Annotated in this window: 16 protein-coding genes; all 16 read left to right on the top strand. The window is 66.2% G+C overall.

What is annotated here, in order from left to right; all coding sequences use genetic code 11:
* The first annotated feature begins 154 nt into the window (after nt 1–154).
* The 16 genes from ACR9ZN_RS19270 to ACR9ZN_RS19195 all read left to right on the top strand — a co-directional run bounded on the left by ACR9ZN_RS19270 (nt 155) and on the right by ACR9ZN_RS19195 (nt 17,838).
* Nucleotides 155–853, top strand: a complete 699-nt coding sequence (locus ACR9ZN_RS19270) for a Tim44/TimA family putative adaptor protein (protein WP_434958064.1) — start codon at nt 155–157, stop codon at nt 851–853.
* Nucleotides 854–894: 41 nt separating this feature from the next.
* A complete protein-coding gene (gene mltA, locus ACR9ZN_RS19265) occupies nt 895–2,130 on the top strand; it encodes a murein transglycosylase A (RefSeq protein WP_454815873.1) in 1,236 nt (411 codons plus the stop codon).
* Nucleotides 2,127–2,714 (top strand): Smr/MutS family protein, encoded by a 588-nt coding sequence (locus ACR9ZN_RS19260; protein ID WP_481272934.1) that lies wholly within the window; start codon nt 2,127–2,129, stop codon nt 2,712–2,714. Before mltA ends, ACR9ZN_RS19260 begins: the two co-directional genes overlap by 4 nt.
* Entirely contained in the window at nt 2,711–3,073 is a 363-nt protein-coding gene (locus ACR9ZN_RS19255) for a helix-turn-helix domain-containing protein (protein ID WP_434958061.1), read from the top strand. The genes ACR9ZN_RS19260 and ACR9ZN_RS19255 overlap by 4 nt, the downstream gene beginning before the upstream one ends.
* A 103-nt stretch (nt 3,074–3,176) precedes the next feature.
* Nucleotides 3,177–5,804 carry a bifunctional lysylphosphatidylglycerol flippase/synthetase MprF gene (mprF, locus tag ACR9ZN_RS19250; RefSeq protein ID WP_434958060.1) on the top strand — a complete coding sequence of 876 codons (2,628 nt, stop codon included), beginning with the start codon at nt 3,177–3,179 and terminating at the stop codon, nt 5,802–5,804.
* 100 nt (nt 5,805–5,904) lie between these two features.
* Nucleotides 5,905–6,279, top strand: a complete 375-nt coding sequence (locus ACR9ZN_RS19245) for a hypothetical protein (protein WP_481272933.1) — start codon at nt 5,905–5,907, stop codon at nt 6,277–6,279.
* Nucleotides 6,280–6,426: 147 nt separating this feature from the next.
* Nucleotides 6,427–7,941, top strand: a complete 1,515-nt coding sequence (locus ACR9ZN_RS19240; protein WP_454815867.1) for a 6-hydroxynicotinate reductase — start codon at nt 6,427–6,429, stop codon at nt 7,939–7,941.
* Nucleotides 7,938–8,810: a UPF0280 family protein gene (locus tag ACR9ZN_RS19235; RefSeq protein ID WP_481272932.1), complete on the top strand. Its 873-nt coding sequence runs from the start codon at nt 7,938–7,940 to the stop codon at nt 8,808–8,810. Before ACR9ZN_RS19240 ends, ACR9ZN_RS19235 begins: the two co-directional genes overlap by 4 nt.
* A 1-nt stretch (nt 8,811) precedes the next feature.
* Complete coding sequence (locus ACR9ZN_RS19230; RefSeq protein ID WP_434958056.1) at nt 8,812–9,396, top strand: amino acid synthesis family protein; 585 nt, start codon at nt 8,812–8,814, stop codon at nt 9,394–9,396.
* A gap of 26 nt (nt 9,397–9,422) precedes the next feature.
* Nucleotides 9,423–10,007: an amino acid synthesis family protein gene (locus ACR9ZN_RS19225; RefSeq protein ID WP_481272931.1), complete on the top strand. Its 585-nt coding sequence runs from the start codon at nt 9,423–9,425 to the stop codon at nt 10,005–10,007.
* 232 nt (nt 10,008–10,239) lie between these two features.
* The gene (locus tag ACR9ZN_RS19220; RefSeq protein ID WP_434958054.1) at nt 10,240–12,180 is read left to right on the top strand and encodes a caspase family protein; all 1,941 of its coding nucleotides are present in this window, start codon (nt 10,240–10,242) and stop codon (nt 12,178–12,180) included.
* A gap of 193 nt (nt 12,181–12,373) precedes the next feature.
* A complete protein-coding gene (locus ACR9ZN_RS19215; RefSeq protein ID WP_481272930.1) occupies nt 12,374–13,669 on the top strand; it encodes a cytochrome P450 in 1,296 nt (431 codons plus the stop codon).
* A 10-nt stretch (nt 13,670–13,679) separates the two neighbouring features.
* Complete coding sequence (locus tag ACR9ZN_RS19210; protein ID WP_481272929.1) at nt 13,680–14,657, top strand: hypothetical protein; 978 nt, start codon at nt 13,680–13,682, stop codon at nt 14,655–14,657.
* Nucleotides 14,620–15,540 carry a HesA/MoeB/ThiF family protein gene (locus tag ACR9ZN_RS19205; protein ID WP_454815855.1) on the top strand — a complete coding sequence of 307 codons (921 nt, stop codon included), beginning with the start codon at nt 14,620–14,622 and terminating at the stop codon, nt 15,538–15,540. Before ACR9ZN_RS19210 ends, ACR9ZN_RS19205 begins: the two co-directional genes overlap by 38 nt.
* Entirely contained in the window at nt 15,537–16,748 is a 1,212-nt protein-coding gene (locus tag ACR9ZN_RS19200; protein ID WP_481272928.1) for a hypothetical protein, read from the top strand. The genes ACR9ZN_RS19205 and ACR9ZN_RS19200 overlap by 4 nt, the downstream gene beginning before the upstream one ends.
* Complete coding sequence (locus ACR9ZN_RS19195) at nt 16,729–17,838, top strand: N-acetyltransferase family protein (RefSeq protein ID WP_481272927.1); 1,110 nt, start codon at nt 16,729–16,731, stop codon at nt 17,836–17,838. The genes ACR9ZN_RS19200 and ACR9ZN_RS19195 overlap by 20 nt, the downstream gene beginning before the upstream one ends.
* The last annotated feature ends 1 nt before the right edge of the window (nt 17,839 follow it).

The raw sequence follows: 17,839 nt of genomic DNA, 5'->3' as shown, positions 1-17,839 counted from the left end.
CGCCGCATGCTGGCCATGTTTGCCCTTCATGGTAGCATGAAGCTGGCAAACTGCTCGATAAACACCATATAGGTGAGGATTGTGGCATTGCCACAGGGGACTTGAGCCGTTATTTCGAGTCGTCACTCGGTCGGTGGGGATGCTGAAGGCACAAATGGGTAGTTTCGATATCATCACGCTGGTGTTTCTGGGGCTCGCGGTGTTCGTGATCTTCAAACTCCGTTCCGTGCTTGGGGAGCGCACCGGCGCCGAGCCTCCAACATTCGAAGGGTTGCGGCGAGACGCCCAGCCTGCGACCCGCGACGACAGGGCCGTAAACCCGCCGCAGCGCGAGGCCGAATCCCCTATCGAAGCCCAGGCGCCGACACCCGCTTTCCCGTGGGAAGGTTTCGCCGAGAAGGACACCCCCTTGGCGGCAGGGTTCGATGCGATTGCCGTCGTCGATCCGAGCTTCCAGCCGCAGAGCTTCGTCCCGGGCGCCAAGGCGGCCTATGAGATGATCGTCACCGCCTTCAACAATGGTGACCGCAAGACACTGAAGAACCTGCTGTCGCGCGAGAATTTCGACGCGTTCTCCCAGGACATCACCGAGCGCGAGGCGCGTGGCGAGACGGTGCAGGCCAATTTCGTCTCGATCGACAAGGCCGACATCGTCGCCGCCGGCGTCAAGGGGCGCGTTGCCGAACTGACCGTCAGCTTCGTCTCGCAGATGATCAGCGCCACCAAGGACAGGAACGGCGCGGTCGTCGATGGCAGCGCCGATCAGGTCGCGACCGTCTCTGATACCTGGACATTCGCGCGCGATACCAGCACCAAGGACCCGAATTGGCGCCTCGTGGCGACCGGCGGTTGAGCGCGGTCGGATAGAGGCGGGCGGGCCACGGTATCGATGTCATGGGAATCTTGCGCCGAATCGGGCCCTTCGCCGCTTTCTTCGTTGCGGCCGGCCTAGCCTGGGCCGGCGAACGTCCGCTGCCGCCTCCGCTTCCGGTGGGAGCGACGGCCGCGCTAGTGCCCTTCGGCAAGCTTCTGGGTTGGAAACGGGACGATCACGCCGAGGCTTGGCAGGTCTGGCTCGCGTCCTGTCGCTCGCAGGCTGCGAACAATCCCGCCCTCGATGCCGGCGTGCCGGTCCCGACAGATCTGGCCGGCCTTTGCCGCGAAGCCCTGAAGCGCGGAGCGCTGGATGGCCCGGCGGCCCGCGCGTTCTTCCAGGCCCATTTCAATGCCTGGCGCATCACCACGCAGAAGGGCAGCGGGCCCACCGGCGGAAAAGCATTCTACACCGGTTATTACGAACCTGAGCTCCGGGGATCGCTGGTGCGCGAAGGCGAGTTCCAGACCCCGCTCTATGACCGGCCGGCGGATCTCGTCAGCTTCGAACCCAACGCCATACCGCCCGGTTTCGAAGGCTACAGCGCAGCCCGGCGAAAGCTCGACGGCAGCCTGGAGATCTATCCGGACCGCAAGGCGATCGAAGAGGGAGCCCTGGACGGGCGAGGGCTCGAGATTGCCTATGTCGCCGATCCCGTCGACCGCTTCTTCATGCAGGTGCAAGGCTCGGGACGCCTGCGGCTGCCGACGGGCAGCGTGGTGCGCTTTGCCTATGCGGGCAAGAACGGCCAGCCCTATTCCGCCATTGGCAAGGCGGTGGCTGATAGGCTCAACATCCCGCCCCGCGACGTCACCATGGCAGGCCTCAGGGATTTCCTGGCGCGCGACCCCCAGGTTGCGCGCGAGGTGATGTGGCACAACAAATCCTTCGTCTTCTTCAAGGTGGCCCCCTTCCTTGGCGCCGATGCCGGCCCGATCGGCGGCGAGGGGCTGCCGGTGACGCCGCTGCGCTCCATCGCCATCGATCGCAAGATCTGGCCCTACGGCCTGCCCGTCTTCGTCGAGACGGCAATTCCCAATGTCGGCGGCGGTGTGAAACCTGAACCTGTCCGCAAGCTGATGATAGCCCAGGACACCGGATCGGCCATCATCGGGCCGGCGCGGGCCGACATTTTCTTCGGATCGGGCGCCAAGGCCGGTGCGGTTGCCGGTGCGGTCCGCCATGGCGGCGGCTTCTACGTGCTGTGGCCCAAATCCTCCCCCAGTACGGATAATGGCCCCGAGGCGCGGCCATGACCCGCCGCAAGGGGCTAACCGCCGAGGACAGCGAACTTTGGGCCTTCGTCACCCGGGAAATCATCCCGCTGAAACGCCGCCGCCGCAAGCTGGCCACGGCTGTAGCCAAGGCGGCGGAAACGCCACCGGAGCCTGCTTCACCGCCCGCCAGGCCTGCGGCGAAGCCGAAAGCCGCGGCCAGCCGTCCGGTCAAGCCCCCTCCCGCACCGCCGATACCGCCGATAGCACCCATCGACAAACATGAGCGGCGCCAGGTCGTGCGCGGCACGCGAGCCATCGATGCCAGGATCGATTTGCACGGCATGCGCCAGGTCGAGGCTCACGGCGCCCTGCGGGGCTTTCTAGCCATTGCCCAGATGCGTGGTTATTCCATGGTGCTGGTCATCACCGGCAAGGGCGGTGGCGACGATATGGCGTTTTCGGGCGATGAGCGCGGGGTGCTGCGCCGCGTCGTGCCGCAATGGCTGCGCATGCCCGATCTCAGGCCCCTGGTTCTCGGCTTCGAGGAGGCGCATCACGGGCATGGCGGCAGCGGCGCCCTCTATGTCCGTCTGCGCCGCATCCGCAGGCTTGGCGAACGATGACCCCCTTTGGTGCCCGATTACGCGCCCTGCGCGCCGCCCGCGGCCAGAGCCTCAAGGAGATGGCGGAGGCGCTCGGCGTCTCGGCCGCCTATCTGTCGGCCCTGGAGCATGGCAAGCGCGGGCAGCCGACCTGGATCTTGCTGCAGCGGATCATCACCCATTTCAATATCATCTGGGACGAAGCCGAGGACCTGCAGCGCCTGGCTGCGCTGTCCGACCCACGCGTCGTGGTCGATACCGCCGGTCTGTCGCCACAGGCCACGGAGCTTGCCAACCGGCTGGCTCAGGACATCGCGAAACTGCCCGAGGCCGAGGTCGAGGCGATGCTGGCCCGGTTGAAGGCGATCGATGGAACATGAAGGCCGGATATCCAGGCGTGCCAAATCGCATCACGCCCCTCTTCACAATTCGGTCTTCCTGCGCGCATAAGGCAAGCCGTTCGAGTAGCTCGGGAGTTGGTATGTGACGGCGAACAAGGACGAGAACAAGCCGGCCGCGCGATTGCTCGTCCTGCCGCCCGGGAATGAGAAGCACTCCACCTTTCGGCGGCTGCTGCGCCGCGTGCCTTGGCGCTATGTCGGGCCGATCCTGTCGATCGGGCTGTTCGTCGGTGCGCTCATCGTGCTGGCGTCGATCCTGCGCGGCGTCGAGCCGGAGAAGGTGGTGGCCGCCTTCACCGCTACGCCGACGACGGCGATCGCCCTCTCGATCCTGTTCACGGCGCTGTCTTATCTCGCCTTGACCGGCTATGACGGCCTGGCGCTGCGCCAGATCGGCGCCAAGGACATTCCCTATTCCACCGCCGCCATCGGCTCCTTCACCTCCTATGCGATCAGCTACACGCTCGGCGTGCCTCTGCTGACCGCCGGCGCGGTGCGCTACCGGGTCTATGGTGGCGCGGGGTTGTCTGCGCCGCAGATCGCCGCCCTGACCCTGGTGTGCACGCTGACCTTCTGGCTCGGCATGGGGGCTGTCCTGGCGTTCGGCCTGGTGCTGGTGCCGGGGTCGGTGGCCGGCGTCGACCATTTGCCGTTGTCCCTCAACATGTCGATCGGCGTCGCCATCATTGCCGTGATCGTCGGCTATGTCGGCTATGTCTCGACGGGCAAGCGCGTGGTGGCGGTCGAGGGCTGGTCGATGCCGCTGCCGGGCGGGAAGGTCACCGTCGCCCAGATCGTGCTCGGCGTCTTCGACGTCTGTGCCGGCGCCGGCGCGCTCTACATTCTGCTGCCGGATCAAGCGGCGAACGTGCCCTTCTTCACCTTCATGGTGATTTATGTGCTGGCCGCCTTTCTCGGCGTGCTCAGCCATGCGCCGGGCGGCATCGGCGTGTTCGAGACCACGATGCTGATCGCGCTGCCGATGATCGCCAAGGATGATCTGCTCGGCCGCATCATTCTCTACCGCGTCATCTATTACTTCGTGCCCTTCGCCCTGGCTTTGGCGATTCTGGGGGCCTATGAGCTGGCGCGCCGGCGCCATGTCGTCGGCAAGATGGTGGACCAGGTCGCCAGCATCATGAAGCCGCTCGCTCCGATCCTGGTGGCGGGCGCCATGTTCCTTGCCGGCGGCGCCCTGCTGATCACCGGCGCGGTGCCGGCCACCGAAGCCCGGCGCATCCTGCTCTCCAACTTGGTGCCGCTGCCGGTGGTGGAGACGGCCCACATCATCGCGTCGCTGTCGGGCGTGGCACTGCTGTTCCTGGCGCGAGGCCTGATCCGGCGCATGGAGGCCGCCTGGCGCGCGGCGATGCTCGTCCTCGTGATCGCCACCGTCGCCACCTTGCTGCGCAGCGCCGATTGGCGCTTCATGCTGACCTTGTGCTGCGCCTTGCTGGTGCTTGCGCTCAGCCGTCCGGCCTTTCCCCGTGGCTCGCGTGTGTTCGGCATCGATTATTCGCCGCTCCTGCTCGGCGCCATCACCGCCATGCTGGCGGTGACGGTGTGGATCGGCTTCTTTGCCTTCCGCTTCGTCGACTACACGCCGGAGCTGTGGGTCGCCTTCGGGTATGGCGATGAGATGTCGCGCTTCCTGCGCTCGACCAGCCTGGCTGTCACAGCCGCCATCGTCATCGGCATTCTCAGTGCCTATTGGAAGGGCGGCATCGGCTTGGTGCCATCAGCTTCGATCGATATATCCGGCCTGGTCGCGCGGGTGCCTTCGGCGGAGGCCCGGCTTGCCTTGCTGCCCGGCCAGATGCTGCTCGCCAACGATCAGGGCAACGCTGCCATGGTGGTGGCCCGCGCCGGGGCGTCCTCGATCGCGCTGGGCGATCCCATGGGTGATCCCGCCTTGGTGCAGGATCTGCTGTGGGTCTTCGGCGAGAGGGCCGAGCAGCAAAGATTGTGGCCGGTAATCCTTTCGGCCTCGCCGCGGATGCGGGCTGATTATCTCGAGGCCGGCCTGACGCTGACGCCGATCGGCGATCACGCCACGCTCGATCTCGCCGGCCTGGCGGAAGAGCCCTATAGCGGCGCCAATGCTATTTTCTCCTGGGCCGATATCCATGCCCTCAGTCTGGATCTGGTTCCCGCCGGCGCCACGGCCGCGATCATGCCGACGCTGGAAGCCGTGTCCCGTTCCTGGCTCGCGGGCACCGGACGAAGCGAAGGCCATTTCGTTGTCGGGCGCTTCTCGCCCGGCTGGATCCGGACCAATGACTGCGCCATCCTGCGCCGGGCGGGCGAGATCGTCGGCTTTGCCGTGGTGATGCGCAGTGCAGACAATGAGGAATGGGCGGTCGACATCCTGCGCTATCTGCCGGAACTCGGCATCTCGACGCTCGATTTCATGCTGCTGCGCCTGTTGCGTCTCGCCAAGGCCCGGGGGGCCCGGCGTTTCGATCTCGGCCTGACGCCCAACCCGGCGCAGGCCGGCGAGAATCTCGGCCCGGCCTGGCAACGCGTCACGCCGCTGCTGTTCCGCTTCGGTGATCACATCGCCAATTTCGACGCGCTGCGCGGTTTCAAGGCCCGCTTCAATCCCCGCTTCGAGCCGCGCTATCTTGCCTGTACGGCGGGCTTTGCCTTGCCGCACATCCTGCAGGACGTCACCACCTTGATCGAGAAGGGACCGGAGAAAACGGGGTAGGTGCAGCGGCCGACGTCATTGCTTCGCTGCGCGCGCAATGACGGATGTCGGTCAATGTTTGGCCTCGCCGATATCAACCTGCCAATTGAGAGCTTGTCGCATGAAACTGCTTTCGCGAGCCGGCCTGACCATCTGCCTGACCATCTGCCTGACAATGCTGCCGGTCTCCGTTGCCTTGGGGGCGCCGACCTATCTGTCGTGCAGTTTCCCCAATCCCCCGAAAGAGCCACAGATCTTCAATTTCGCCCTCGATGCGTCATCGGGAACGCTTGGGGTCCATGTTCCCGAGACCGGCAGCGAGAGAAAGGTGAGGGCGGTGTTCGGCGCAAGCACGGTCACGGCGAATGAGGGCTCTGTGGCGTGGGAGATCGATCCGTCCAGACGGGCTGTCATCCGCGACAAGAGGATGGTGGGGGAGAAGGATCGCGGCGCCTGCAAGGACATATCCGCTGAGGAAAGCGGCTTCGAGCAATAGGTGCTATCCAGTCATGGCCGGCTGGGTGGAGCGCATCACCGGGCAGGCATCGCAGGAGGCTTTGCCCGCAGCCTTGACAAAAGGGGAGTCCGGGTCGAGTATCGTTAGTGTACAAACGAATTTGACCCGCCTTCGGGAGCTCGCTCCATGCCGTCCTACAGTGAGTTTTCCGCCCATAGCGAGTTCGAGACGCCGGCTCCGGCAGTCTCGGCGGACGGCAAGATCCGCTGCGATGCCTGTCCGGTGATGTGCTACATCAAGCCGGGCATGGCGGGGGCCTGCGACCGCTATGCCAATGACAATGGCACGCTGGTCCGGGTCGATCCGCACATCCTCCTGGAGCGTACTGTTTCCGAAGGTGGTGACCTCGTGCCCTTCGGCGGCGCGAGGGGATGGGACGGCTCTTTGGTACCGAGTCCCGAAAAATTCGTCACCGCCATCGGCGCGGGCACCACCTATCCCGACTACAAGCCAGCGCCCTTCATCGTGTCCTCGCAGGTCGAGGGCGTCGACATGGTCACGGTGGTGACCGAGGGCATCTTCTCCTATTGCGGCGTCAAGGTGAAGATCGACACGGATCGCTTCGTCGGGCCCGAGCAGAGCACGGTGCGGGTGAACGGGGAAGCGGTCGGCCACGTCACCACCGGCGAATATGGCTCGCAGATGCTGTCGCTGGGCGGCGTGCATCATCTCACCGGCGGCTCCAAGAAGGAGGGGCGCGTCACCTGCGACGCCCTGATGGACCTGTGCAACCGCAAGCCGATCGAGATGACCGTGGATGGTGGTGCCACCCTGGTCATCGAGGCCGGCAAGGCGCCAGTGGTCAATGGGCAGCTCGAACAGCGCATGCGCGTCGGCTGCGGTTCGGCCACCATCGGCATTTTCGCGAGGCAATGGCTCGGCAAGGCCGACGAGGTGGTGGTGGTCGACGATCACATCACCGGCGTTCTGTCCGAGCATCAGGCCGGCAAGCTGCTCGACATCCCCGACACCGGCATCAAGCTCAAGGGGCGGCGCTCCACACCCGGGCGCTATTTCCAGGTGGCGGAGCCCGGTACCGGCTGGGGCGGCACCAATATCGATGATCCTCTCGCCATTCTAGGCCCATTCGACCCCAAGACAGCCTGGCCGGGCCTGCGCCTGCTGATGGTGAGCACCACCGGCGAGCATCACGGCTATTACGAGCTCGACGAGGCGCTGCGGCCGGTGCGGCGGGACCTGCCGACATCCCTGGTCGAATCGGTGGAGCGCATTGCCGAAAATTGCGAGCCGGCTCTCGCCACGGTGCTGTTCATCGGCGGCGCCGGCGGGTCCCTGAGGGCGGGCGTCACCGAAAACCCGGTGCGGCTGACCCGTTCGGTCAAGGATGCCCTGACCTATGTCACCTGCGGCGGTGCGCCTGTTTATGTCTGGCCGGGCGGCGGCATCACCTTCATGGTCGACGTCACCCGCCTGCCGGACAACGCCTTCGGCTATGTACCGACGCCGGCTTTGGTGGCGCCGATCGAGTTCACGCTGCGGCTCGACGACTACGAGGCGATGGGTGGGCATATGGGCCATATCAGGCCACTCTCCAGCCTGCGCGAAGGGGTCGATCTCGCCCAGCGCGCCGACAATCCCTGGCCTTTCGCCCCGCATGCGGCCCGGAGGTCGCACGGATGAGGGCCGGGCCGCAGGCCGCGTTCCTGGGCGATAACAGGCGCCTGCACCTGCAGCATGGCCCGATCGATCTCATCATCGAGGCGCAGGCCGAGCCCGAGGCGGTGCAATCAGCCTATGGCGCCGCGATGCAGCGTTTCGACGGTCTGCTCGAGACACTCTGCGAGGAACTCCCCCTCCTGCGATCGCCTCAGACGGCGAGGAGCCTGCCAGCGCAGGGCGTGGTTGCACGGCGCATGCGGGCCGCGGTCTCCCCCCATGCCGGCAGCCATTTCATCACGCCGATGGCGGCGGTGGCCGGCGCCGTGGCGGATGAGATCCTGGCGGCGATGCGGGCGGCGGCGCCCCTGCGCCGCGCCTTCGTCAACAATGGCGGCGACATTGCCGTGCATCTGGCCGAGGGCGAGGACTTCGCCATCGGCCTTGTCGACCGCCCCGACAGGCCTGGTCTGTTCGCCCGCAGCCATATACGGGCGGGCGAGGGGATCGGTGGCATCGCCACCTCCGGCTGGCGTGGGCGCAGCTTCTCCCTGGGTATTGCCGATGCTGTTACCGTTCTGGCCGCGGATGCGGCGGCGGCGGATGCGGCCGCCACCATCATCGCCAATGCGGTTGATATCCTCGGCCATCCCGCCATCCTGCGGGTGCCGGCGTCCTCACTGCAGCCCGACAGCGATCTCGGGGAACGCCTGGTGACGCGGGATGTCGGCTCCCTCACGCATGAGGACATAACCGCGGCGCTGGGGGCGGGGGAGGCGAAGGCTCGCGGTCTCCTCGACGATGGGCTGATCCGCGCCGCCGCCCTCCATCTTGCCGGCGTCACCGCGCTGGTGTCGACTGACAACATTCTGCTGCAACCGAAAGCCGCCTGACATGCCCGAAATCGTTCTGCGCAAGCGCGCCATCATCGTCGAAGAGATTTTCCACGAGGGCGGCCCCGTCAGCGCCGTGCCGCTGAAGCGCGGCGCCATTCTGAGCGTGATCCGCAATCCCTTTGCAGGCCGCTATGTCGAGGAGATCGCGCCCTTCATGGAGGAGCTCAAGCCGCTCGGCGTGGAGATGGCCGAGGCACTGCTGGCGGCGCTCGGCGGCAAGGCCGGGGAGGTCGAGGGCTATGGCAAGGGCGCCATCGTCGGCGCCGCAGGCGAACTCGAACATGGCGCGCTCTGGCATGTGCCCGGTGGCTACGCCATGCGCGAGATCCTCGGGGACGCCAAGGCGATCGTGCCCTCGGCCAAGAAGCTCGGCGGACCCGGCACGCGGCTCGACGTGCCCGTCACCCATATAAACGCCTCCTATGTGCGCAGCCATTTCGACGCCATGGAAGTGGGGCTCGCCGACGGGCCCAAGGCGGACGAACTCCTGCTGGTCCTGGTGATGACCACCGGAGCACGCATCCATGCCCGCGTCGGCGGCCTCGCGGCCAAAGACGTCAAGGGCGTGGATGGGCTGCGGTAACTCTGTTCTGGAAAGGAAACGCCGTCATGCCGGCCAGCATCCGCAAGCTCGTCACCTTCGTCGAGGAAGTCCGCCGCGAGATGGACCGCCCCGTCGAGCCGCCGACCCGGCGGGCGGCGGCGATCGCGGTGATCGCCAATCCCTTCGCCGGCCGCTATGTCGAGGATCTCACGCCGCTGATGGAGATCGGCGAGGAGCTCGGCGCCTTGCTGACCGAGCGGGCGGTCGCCGCCCTCGGCATCGAGGGGCCTAATGCCGAGAGCTATGGCAAGGCCGCGGCCGTGGGCGAGAATGGCGAGCTTGAACATGCCGCCGCCATCTTGCATCCCAGGATGGGCACGCCGGTGCGCAAGGTACTCGGCAAGGGCGCGGCGCTGATCCCGTCGGCTAAGAAGCGCTGCGGCCTCGGCGGCGTGCTCGACGTGCCGCTCGGCCACAAGGACGCTGCCTATGTGCGCAGCCATTTCGATGCCATGGAAGTGCGCGTGCCCGACGCGCCGCGTGCCGACGAGATCTTGGTGGCGATCGTCGTCACCGACAGCGGCCGTCCCCTGCCGCGTGTCGGCGGCCTGACCAAGGCCGACATCAAGGGCGAGGACGGTTTGCGGTAGGGGATCAACAAGCGACACGGCTGGGACCGCGGACGTCCTCGTCCGCTCCTTGGAATCGCGGCGTTTGCGGGAAAGGAAGAGGCGGACGGGACGTCCGCGGTCCCAGTCGCGGTGTTTCCCAGGCCTCGCATGATGGCCTTGACGCCGCCATCAACGATCTGTTCCCTTGGGCATTGTCGATTATGCGGCTTCGGTCGACGGTCCGGCGCAAGAGCGACAGGGAGCTTCGACGATGCGATTTCCTCTGCGGCCCGTGCTCGCCGGCCTAGCGTTTGCCCTTATCTGCTGTACGGCGCTTTCCACCCCCGCACTGGCGGACAAGCGTATCGCCCTGGTGATCGGCAATTCGGCCTATCGCAATACGGTGCCGCTGCCCAATCCCCGCAACGATGCCACCGATGTCGCCAAGGCCCTGAAGGCGGTCGGCTTTACGGTGGTCGAGGGCTATGATCTCGACAAGCGCGGCATGGACGATGCCTTCAGGCGCTTCGCCAATGAAGCCGACGGCGCCGACGCGGCGCTGTTCTACTATGGCGGCCACGGTTTCCAGTTCCAGGGCTCGAACTATCTGATGCCGGTGGATGCCAAGCTGACCGGGGTCGGTGACGTCAATTACGAGATGGCGCGGGTCGACGACATCCTGTCCGACTTGCAGCGTGCCAACGGCGTGCGCATCGTCATGCTCGATGCCTGCCGCGACAACCCGCTGGCCCAGCAGCTTTTGTCCAAGGCCAGCCCGACCCGCTCCCTCGGCGTCAGCCGGGGGCTGGCCCGCATCCAGCAGACGGCGGGCAGCGTGATCGCCTATTCCACCCAGCCGGGGGCCGTTGCCGCCGATGGAGGCGGCCGCAACAGCCCCTTTGCGGCAGCCTTTCTGGGAGAAGTCGACAAGCCGGGCGTCGAGATCGGCGCGCTGTTCCGCCGTGTCGCCGCCAATGTCTACAAGGCCACCAATGAGCGGCAACTGCCCGAGGTCACCTTCTCGCTGCTCGGCGATTTCTATTTTGCCGGCGGGGCTACGACCGCTCCTGCGATCTCCGCGCCCAGCACTCCGACGACGGTGGCGCCACAAACGCCCACGCCGGCGCCGCTGGATGCAGGGGCGCGGGCTGCTGTGGAAGGATGCGACAAGATGGCGGCTTCGCCGCAGGACATGGACCGCCCTTCGGGCGTGCCCGGTGTCGAGTTCAACCGCATCCAGCCCCGCCTGGCCGTCGAGGCCTGCCGGGCGGCACTCGCGGCCGCTCCCGAGGATCGGCGTGTGCAGTTCCAGCTGGCGCGAGCGCTCGATGTCGCCGGCAGCGATACCGAGGCTCGGGACCTGCTGACGAAGGCCGCCGCTGCGGGTTCGGTTTCGGCCATGTCGGATCTGGCACTGATGCTGGAGACGGGCGAGGGCGGACCTGTCGACCTGGCGCGTGCCGTGAGCCTGTTCGATCAGGCGGCAGCGGCCGGCAACGTCTCGGCGATCCGCAACATCGCCATCGAGTTCGAAAACGGCACTGGCCGCCCACGCGACGCAGTGCAGGCGGCGCAGTGGTACAGGAAGGCGGCCGATACCGGCGATCCGCAGGCGATGGGTTTCCTGGCCGTGCTCTACCTGCAGGGCACGGGAGTTCCTAAAAACGCGGGCGAGGCGCGCCAATGGATCGACCGGCTCGTCGAGACCGAGCACACCCAGACCATGCTGCGGGTCGGCTATGTGCTGCTGGGTCAGACCGGCGCGGTGAAGGACTTCGCCACGGCCCGCAAGCTGTTCCAACGCGCCGCCGAACTGGGCGACGGCGACGGCAACGTCATGCTCGGCAACATGGCGGCCAATGGCATTGGCGGGCTGCGTGATTTCGGCAAGGCCGCGGATTTCTTCGAGAGAGCAGCGGCGATCGGCAACCTCAATGCCAAGGCCAGCCTGATCCCTTTCCTGATGGCGGGCGCGGGCGGCATCAAGCGTGATCCCGGCAAGGCTGCCGATTATGGTCTGGAAGCCTTGAGGGGTGGCTCGCCGGTGGCACGCGGTCTTCTGATCGACAAGGCCTCGACCTCGCTCACGCCGCAACTGCGCAAGGCCGTCGAACAGCGGCTGGCCAAGGCGGGCCTGCTCAATCGTGCTGCGGATGGCAGCTATGGGGCCGATACGCTGGCAGCGCTGCAAGCCTTCGTGCTGGCGAAATGACGATTCAGGCATCGCAACCCATCCGTTTCGTAGGCGCCCTCGGAAAATCAGAGTCCTATTCGATCGGGTCGGAAAATCGAGGTCTCCCAAATCGCGGTGGTTATGGCGCTGGGCGCGCCCGGGCTTGCGCTCGATGACCTTCTATCCCTCAACCGTCACGCCGCCGCCCGCGCCGCTCGGGACGTGGCGGAGTTTGGCTGCCGCATTGAAGAATCCGCTGGAAATGTGGTCTGCCGACATGTTCGAGACCGATGTCAGCGTGATGCGCTGGCCGGGTGGGCGCTTCATCACGGTGACCAGCCCCGAGCTCGCCAGACAGGTGCTGCTCGACGATGCCGAGTCCTACGTCAAGTCGACCCTGGTGAACCGGATCCTCAAGCCAGCGATGGGAGAAGGGCTGCTGACGGCGGAAGGCGAGGCCTGGCGTGCACAAAGGCGAGCTGCCTCTCCTGTGTTCCGGCACGAAAAACTGGTTCCCCTCGTGCCGTCGATGAGCAAATTCGTCGGCCAGACGGCCGCTGCGTTGCGGGCCTTGCCGGATGGCAGCCGCGTGGATGTCATGCAGGTCATGATGGCCACCACGCTGGACATCGTGGTCGAGACGTTGTTTGGGGATCCCGGCCCCCATTACGACCGTGACAGGACCATCGAGGACGTCGACCGCTATTTCCGGACGCATGGCGTGGTGGGGTTTTCCGACTATGTCGGCCTCCCCGAATGGTTCCCGCGCCTGCGTCATCGCGGAAGAGGCGCGATCCGGCGCTTGCGGGAGACCGCCCGGGCCTTCGCCGAGTCGCGAGCGACGCCTGTCGATGGGATGGACAGTCTCACCAGCCTGATCGGCCGGGCCGTTGATCCGCAAACAGGCAAGGCCTTGCGGTTGGAGGAGGTGGTCGACAATGTCGTGACCTTCGTCGGTGCTGGTCACGAGACCACAGCCTTGGCGGTCACCTGGGCGCTCAGCATCCTTGCCAATCTACCCCAGTTGCAGGAGCAACTGCACGCCGAGGCCGAGGAGATATGCGGGAAGGACCCGGTCACCGCCGAGGCGATCGATCGGCTCGACCTGCATCGGCGCGTCATCCAGGAGACTATGCGCCTCTATCCGCCGACACCGGCTGTCGGTCGGACGGCCATCCGTTCCACTAGGCTGGGAGACCTGACCATCGGCAAGGGCGATCACCTGACCATCGCCGTCTATGTCCTCCAGCGCCATGCCAAGCACTGGCACGATCCGGCTGGCTTCGACCCCATTCGCTTCGACGAAGCGGAAATCCGCAAGCGCCATCGCTTCGCCTACATGCCGTTCGGTGGCGGGGCGCGCATCTGCATCGGCATGAAGCTGGCGACCATGGAGGCGACGGTGCTGCTGGCCACGCTGATGCGGGAATTGCGCTTTGCGCCCGACCCCGATCATGCCATCTATCCGCATATGAGCATCACCTTGAGGCCCCGCGGCGGCATGCCCCTCTTCGTGCGAAGCGCCTGAGGAGCCATCCATGCTCGGCGTCTGGCTGCAATCCCTGACCCAGGACTACCTCGACCTCGGCCTGCGCGCGGGCGCGGGCCTGGAGGTCCGCATCCTCGAGCGTCCGGGCCTGTGGATGGACGATGACGCGCTCGAAGGCGTGCGGCAGGACCTGTCCGCCGTGGCGGCGGCCAATCTGCCGGGGCAGGTTCTCAACTATGGCGTCTTCGCCGGCGGCCGCCAGGCCCTGGGCAGTAGCATCGTCACGATCGTCTATCGCCGGGGAGAGAATCCGTGCCCGGTTGCCTTCAACGCCCTGGCGATGATGGATGTCGACCTCAACGGCCGCCCGGAACGCGTTATCCATCTCGGCCTGGTGATGGTCGATCCGGCCGAGCGCAGCCAGGGTCTTTCCTGGGTTCTCTACGGCCTGACCAGTCTCCTCCTGCTGGCCCGCAACCAGCTCAGGCCATTCTGGATCTCCAACGTCACCCAGGTGCCCGCCGTGATAGGCTTGGTGGCGGAGGGCTATTCGCGAAGCTTTCCGAATCCGGCCGGTACCGACGGGCGCGGCTTCACCCATCTTCTGCTGGCCCGACAGATCCTGCAGCGCCACCGCGCTGTCTTCGGCGTGGGCGAGGAGGCTGAATTCGACGAGGAGCGCTTCGTGATCGCCAATGCCTATACCGGCGGGTCCGATGCCCTGAAAAAGAGCTTCGAACAGGCCGCCAAGCATCGCGACACGCGTTTCAACGACTATTGCCGTACTGTGCTGGATTATGAGCGTGGTGACGACATTCTCCAACTCGGCGTCATGGATATCGGGGCGGCCCGCCGGTATCTCACCGAGAGCGTGCCGCGCGAATCGCTGCGTGGCCTCCTGCTCTCCGCCGCCTTCGCCGGGCTGCAGGGCCTGATCCTGCCCTTGGTCTATTGGCTGGCGCCGCATCGTCAATGGGGGAGCTGCGTCCATGCCGGAAATAGCCAAGCCGGACCTGGCAAGGCCTGAGAGCCGCAGGGATTTCGACTATGGGCGCTTCATCACCCGCAATATCGGCTTCGTCACCGAAGCGGAGCAGGAGCGGCTGCGCAATGCCCGCATCTTCGTCTGCGGCACCGGCGGCATGGGCGGCGGCTGCGTGCTCGCTCTGGCGCGAGCCGGGGTCGGCAGGCTTGATCTAGCCGACCTCGATGCATTCGAGCTTTCCAACCTCAACCGCCAGGTCTTCGCCAATCTCGACACAATCGGCCGCCCCAAGGCCGAGGCGACGCGCGACCAGTGCCACCGGATCAATCCGGATCTCCTCATCGAGGTACATGGCCGCGATTGGCCCGGCAGCGCCGACGCTCTGATCGCCCGCTGCGACGTTGTCGTGAACGGCACCGACGACCTTTCCGCCTCGCTCCTGCTCTACCGGCGTGCGAAAGCGCTCGGCAAGACGGTCGTCGATGCCTATGCCTCGCCCTTGCCCTCCGTCTATGTCACCCGGCCCGGCGATCCCATGCCGGAGGAGAGGCTGGGCTATCCTACGCTGGCGACACAGTGGAACCAGCTGAGTCCCGAGCAGCGCAGCCAGGCGTTCCTGCGCGAGGCGGAGCATGTCATGGTGCACTCCTCCTCGCGGCATCACATCGATCTTGCCCTGGCGGGGGAGGTGGCGGCGGGCAAGCGCAGCCGCATGTCCTTTGCCCCTATGGTGGTGACCACCGGCATGCTGATGGCCTATGAGACGATCGAACTCATCCTCGGCCGGCATACCGCCACCGATTGCCGGGGCTGGTTCTTCAACCCCTATCGCGCTCGCGTCGAGCACCCGCGCAATGCCGTGGTGGCGGCTCTGCTGCGCCCGGTGGTGCGGCGCTTTCTCGGCAAGCTCGCGGGCGGAGCATGACGCAGGCCCAGCTCATTGCCGACAGCCTGGTGTCGATATCGGCCATCGGCGGGCTTGCCGTGGTGACATCCGTCCTGCGGCGAGGCGGCAGCACCGACATCGCGACGCGCCGGGTCCGGTTCGGACTCTGGCTGGTGATGATCCTGCTCGGCGCCCGGGTGCTGAGCTGGCTCACCGGCATCGGCCTGTTCTCGGCGGTGATGTTCATCGCGGCGGCCCTGATGCCGCTCGCAACCATCATGATTGCGGAAGGACTGCTGCGCCGCCATGCCGGGCCAACGGTCAAATATGCCAGTCTGGCGGCGACGATCGTCCTGCTGGTGCTGGCGCTCTGCCCCGAAAGCCTGGTCGAGCCCGGACGTTCCTGGTTCCTGTGCGCTGCCCAGCTCGCCGGCTTCGCCCTGGCGGGCTGGATGCTGCTGCGCCGTGACAGAGCCTCGCTCACGGCAAGCGAGAACTGGCTTGTCGACCGCATGATCCTGCCGCTGGTGCTGATCCTGCCATTACTGCTGACGGATTTCCGCTTCGACGGCTTCGATCTTCCGGTGCGGCTGGGCGGCATCGCCATTCTCTTCACCTGCTGGATCGTGGTGGGCATGGGCCGTGGCCATTTCAGCCACGGCGAGACCATCCGGGCCTTTCTCGTACTCGCGGCCTCGGCCTGCGCCGCGGGCATCGGCGTCGCTGTCATGGAGGGATTGAGCCTCACGGGCGGCGTCCAGACCGTGGCCGTGATCTTTGCCGCCTGCCTGCTCGCCGCCATCTTCAGCGACAGCCAGCACCTGGCCTCGGCCGAACGCCAGAGAAGCCTGCTCGCCCATATCGCCGGCCAGGGCACGATGGATGCTGCGGGCTTCCTGGCCATGCTGCGGCGTATCTGGCTGGTGGAGGACGCGCTGACCCTGGAGGCCGCCGACCTCAAGGATTTCGACGGGCAGGCCCTCGCGGCTTTGTTCGAGCGTGACCCCGTGCGCCGGGCCGGAGATTTTCGGGCGACATGGGCGGCCGGCAGCCCCGAGGAACAGATGGCGGCCTTGTTCGAGCGCTATGGCGCCACGCATATTCTGATGGCCGACCGGCAGCCTTTGACGCTGCTCGCCCTGAAGATCCCCGGCATGGTGTCGGGAAGGGCAATCGAGACCGAGCTCAGGGCGATGCAGCGTGTCGCCATGCTCTTGTCGGAGAGACATGATGGTCACCATTCGTAGGGGCGATTTCGACGCTTTCTTTGCGGCTCCCTTCGAGGCCTATGGCAGGCAGACGCTCTATGTCTCGCCGATGCGGAACGATCTCCAGCGCTTCCTGTCGGTGCGCGAGAATCCGCTGTTCTCGGGGCGGGACGACCTGGCCTTCTTTACCGCCCATGCGGGCGGGCGGGTGCTCGGGCGGATCACGGCCCATGTCCATAGCGCCTCGAACGAGCGTTACGGGCAGAAGCGCGGCCTTTTCGGCTATTTCGACTGTGCCGACGATGCCGATGCCGCGCGGGCCTTGCTGGGCGAGGCGGAAGCCTGGGCGCGCGAGCGCGGCCTCGACGAATTGATCGGCAACTTCAACCTGACGGCGATGCAGCAGGCCGGCGTGCAGACCGGCGGGTTTGAGCATGCCCCCTATACCGACCAGATCTACAGCCCGCCTCACGTGATGAAGCTGCTGGAGGGGGCCGGCTACCGGGCGGAATTTCCGATGAGCACCACCGCGCTCGACCTCACCGCCATCGATCCGGCGATGCTGCTCGGCCCCAAGCAACGGGCCCTGCTGGCGAGTGGCGACTATGCCTTCGCGCCGGTCGATCGCAAGACCCTGCCGGCGCGGCTCAAGGATGCGCATGCCATCCTCAACGCGTCCTTCGCCGACAATCCGATGTTCGTGCCGCTGAGCTGGGAGGAATTCGAGTTCCAGGCGCGCGACATGAAGACCATCATCGATCCGCGCATTTCCGTGGTGATGCAGAGGCGCGGCGAACCGATCGGGGCCGTGATCGCCATCCCCGATCTCAACCCACTCGTCCGGGCGACAGGCGCACGTTTCAAGCTCACGACGCCCTGGCATTATTTGCGCTATCGCCTGACCCGCACGCGTGCCGTGATCATCTTCCAGGGTGTGCTGCCGGCCTATCACGGCGAAGGCGTCAACCCGCTGATGCTGCACCATGTCGTCTCTGCCATGAAGGCGGCGGGCTATCGCAGCGTCGGCGGCACCTGGATCGCCGATGTGAACCGGGCAAGCCTGCGCCAGGCCGAGAAGGCCGGTGCCCGCCAGCTGCATCGCCTCCACCTCTATCGCAAGGTCCTGTGAC

Source organism: Labrys sp. HAY1-8F, assembly GCF_056754975.1.
The sequence above is the reverse complement of the archived record's forward strand: the minus strand, read 5'-3'. Positions and strand labels throughout refer to the sequence as shown.

Coding starts and splice junctions, on each gene's coding strand:
- ACR9ZN_RS19220 (WP_434958054.1), top strand. CDS start 10,240: ATGCGATTTCCTCTGCGGCCCGTGCTCGCCGGCCTAGCGTTTGCCCTT.
- ACR9ZN_RS19225 (WP_481272931.1), top strand. CDS start 9,423: ATGCCGGCCAGCATCCGCAAGCTCGTCACCTTCGTCGAGGAAGTCCGC.
- ACR9ZN_RS19260 (WP_481272934.1), top strand. CDS start 2,127: ATGACCCGCCGCAAGGGGCTAACCGCCGAGGACAGCGAACTTTGGGCC.
- ACR9ZN_RS19210 (WP_481272929.1), top strand. CDS start 13,680: ATGCTCGGCGTCTGGCTGCAATCCCTGACCCAGGACTACCTCGACCTC.
- ACR9ZN_RS19240 (WP_454815867.1), top strand. CDS start 6,427: ATGCCGTCCTACAGTGAGTTTTCCGCCCATAGCGAGTTCGAGACGCCG.
- ACR9ZN_RS19235 (WP_481272932.1), top strand. CDS start 7,938: ATGAGGGCCGGGCCGCAGGCCGCGTTCCTGGGCGATAACAGGCGCCTG.
- ACR9ZN_RS19255 (WP_434958061.1), top strand. CDS start 2,711: ATGACCCCCTTTGGTGCCCGATTACGCGCCCTGCGCGCCGCCCGCGGC.
- mltA (WP_454815873.1), top strand. CDS start 895: ATGGGAATCTTGCGCCGAATCGGGCCCTTCGCCGCTTTCTTCGTTGCG.
- ACR9ZN_RS19205 (WP_454815855.1), top strand. CDS start 14,620: ATGCCGGAAATAGCCAAGCCGGACCTGGCAAGGCCTGAGAGCCGCAGG.
- ACR9ZN_RS19195 (WP_481272927.1), top strand. CDS start 16,729: ATGATGGTCACCATTCGTAGGGGCGATTTCGACGCTTTCTTTGCGGCT.
- ACR9ZN_RS19270 (WP_434958064.1), top strand. CDS start 155: ATGGGTAGTTTCGATATCATCACGCTGGTGTTTCTGGGGCTCGCGGTG.
- ACR9ZN_RS19245 (WP_481272933.1), top strand. CDS start 5,905: ATGAAACTGCTTTCGCGAGCCGGCCTGACCATCTGCCTGACCATCTGC.
- ACR9ZN_RS19230 (WP_434958056.1), top strand. CDS start 8,812: ATGCCCGAAATCGTTCTGCGCAAGCGCGCCATCATCGTCGAAGAGATT.
- ACR9ZN_RS19200 (WP_481272928.1), top strand. CDS start 15,537: ATGACGCAGGCCCAGCTCATTGCCGACAGCCTGGTGTCGATATCGGCC.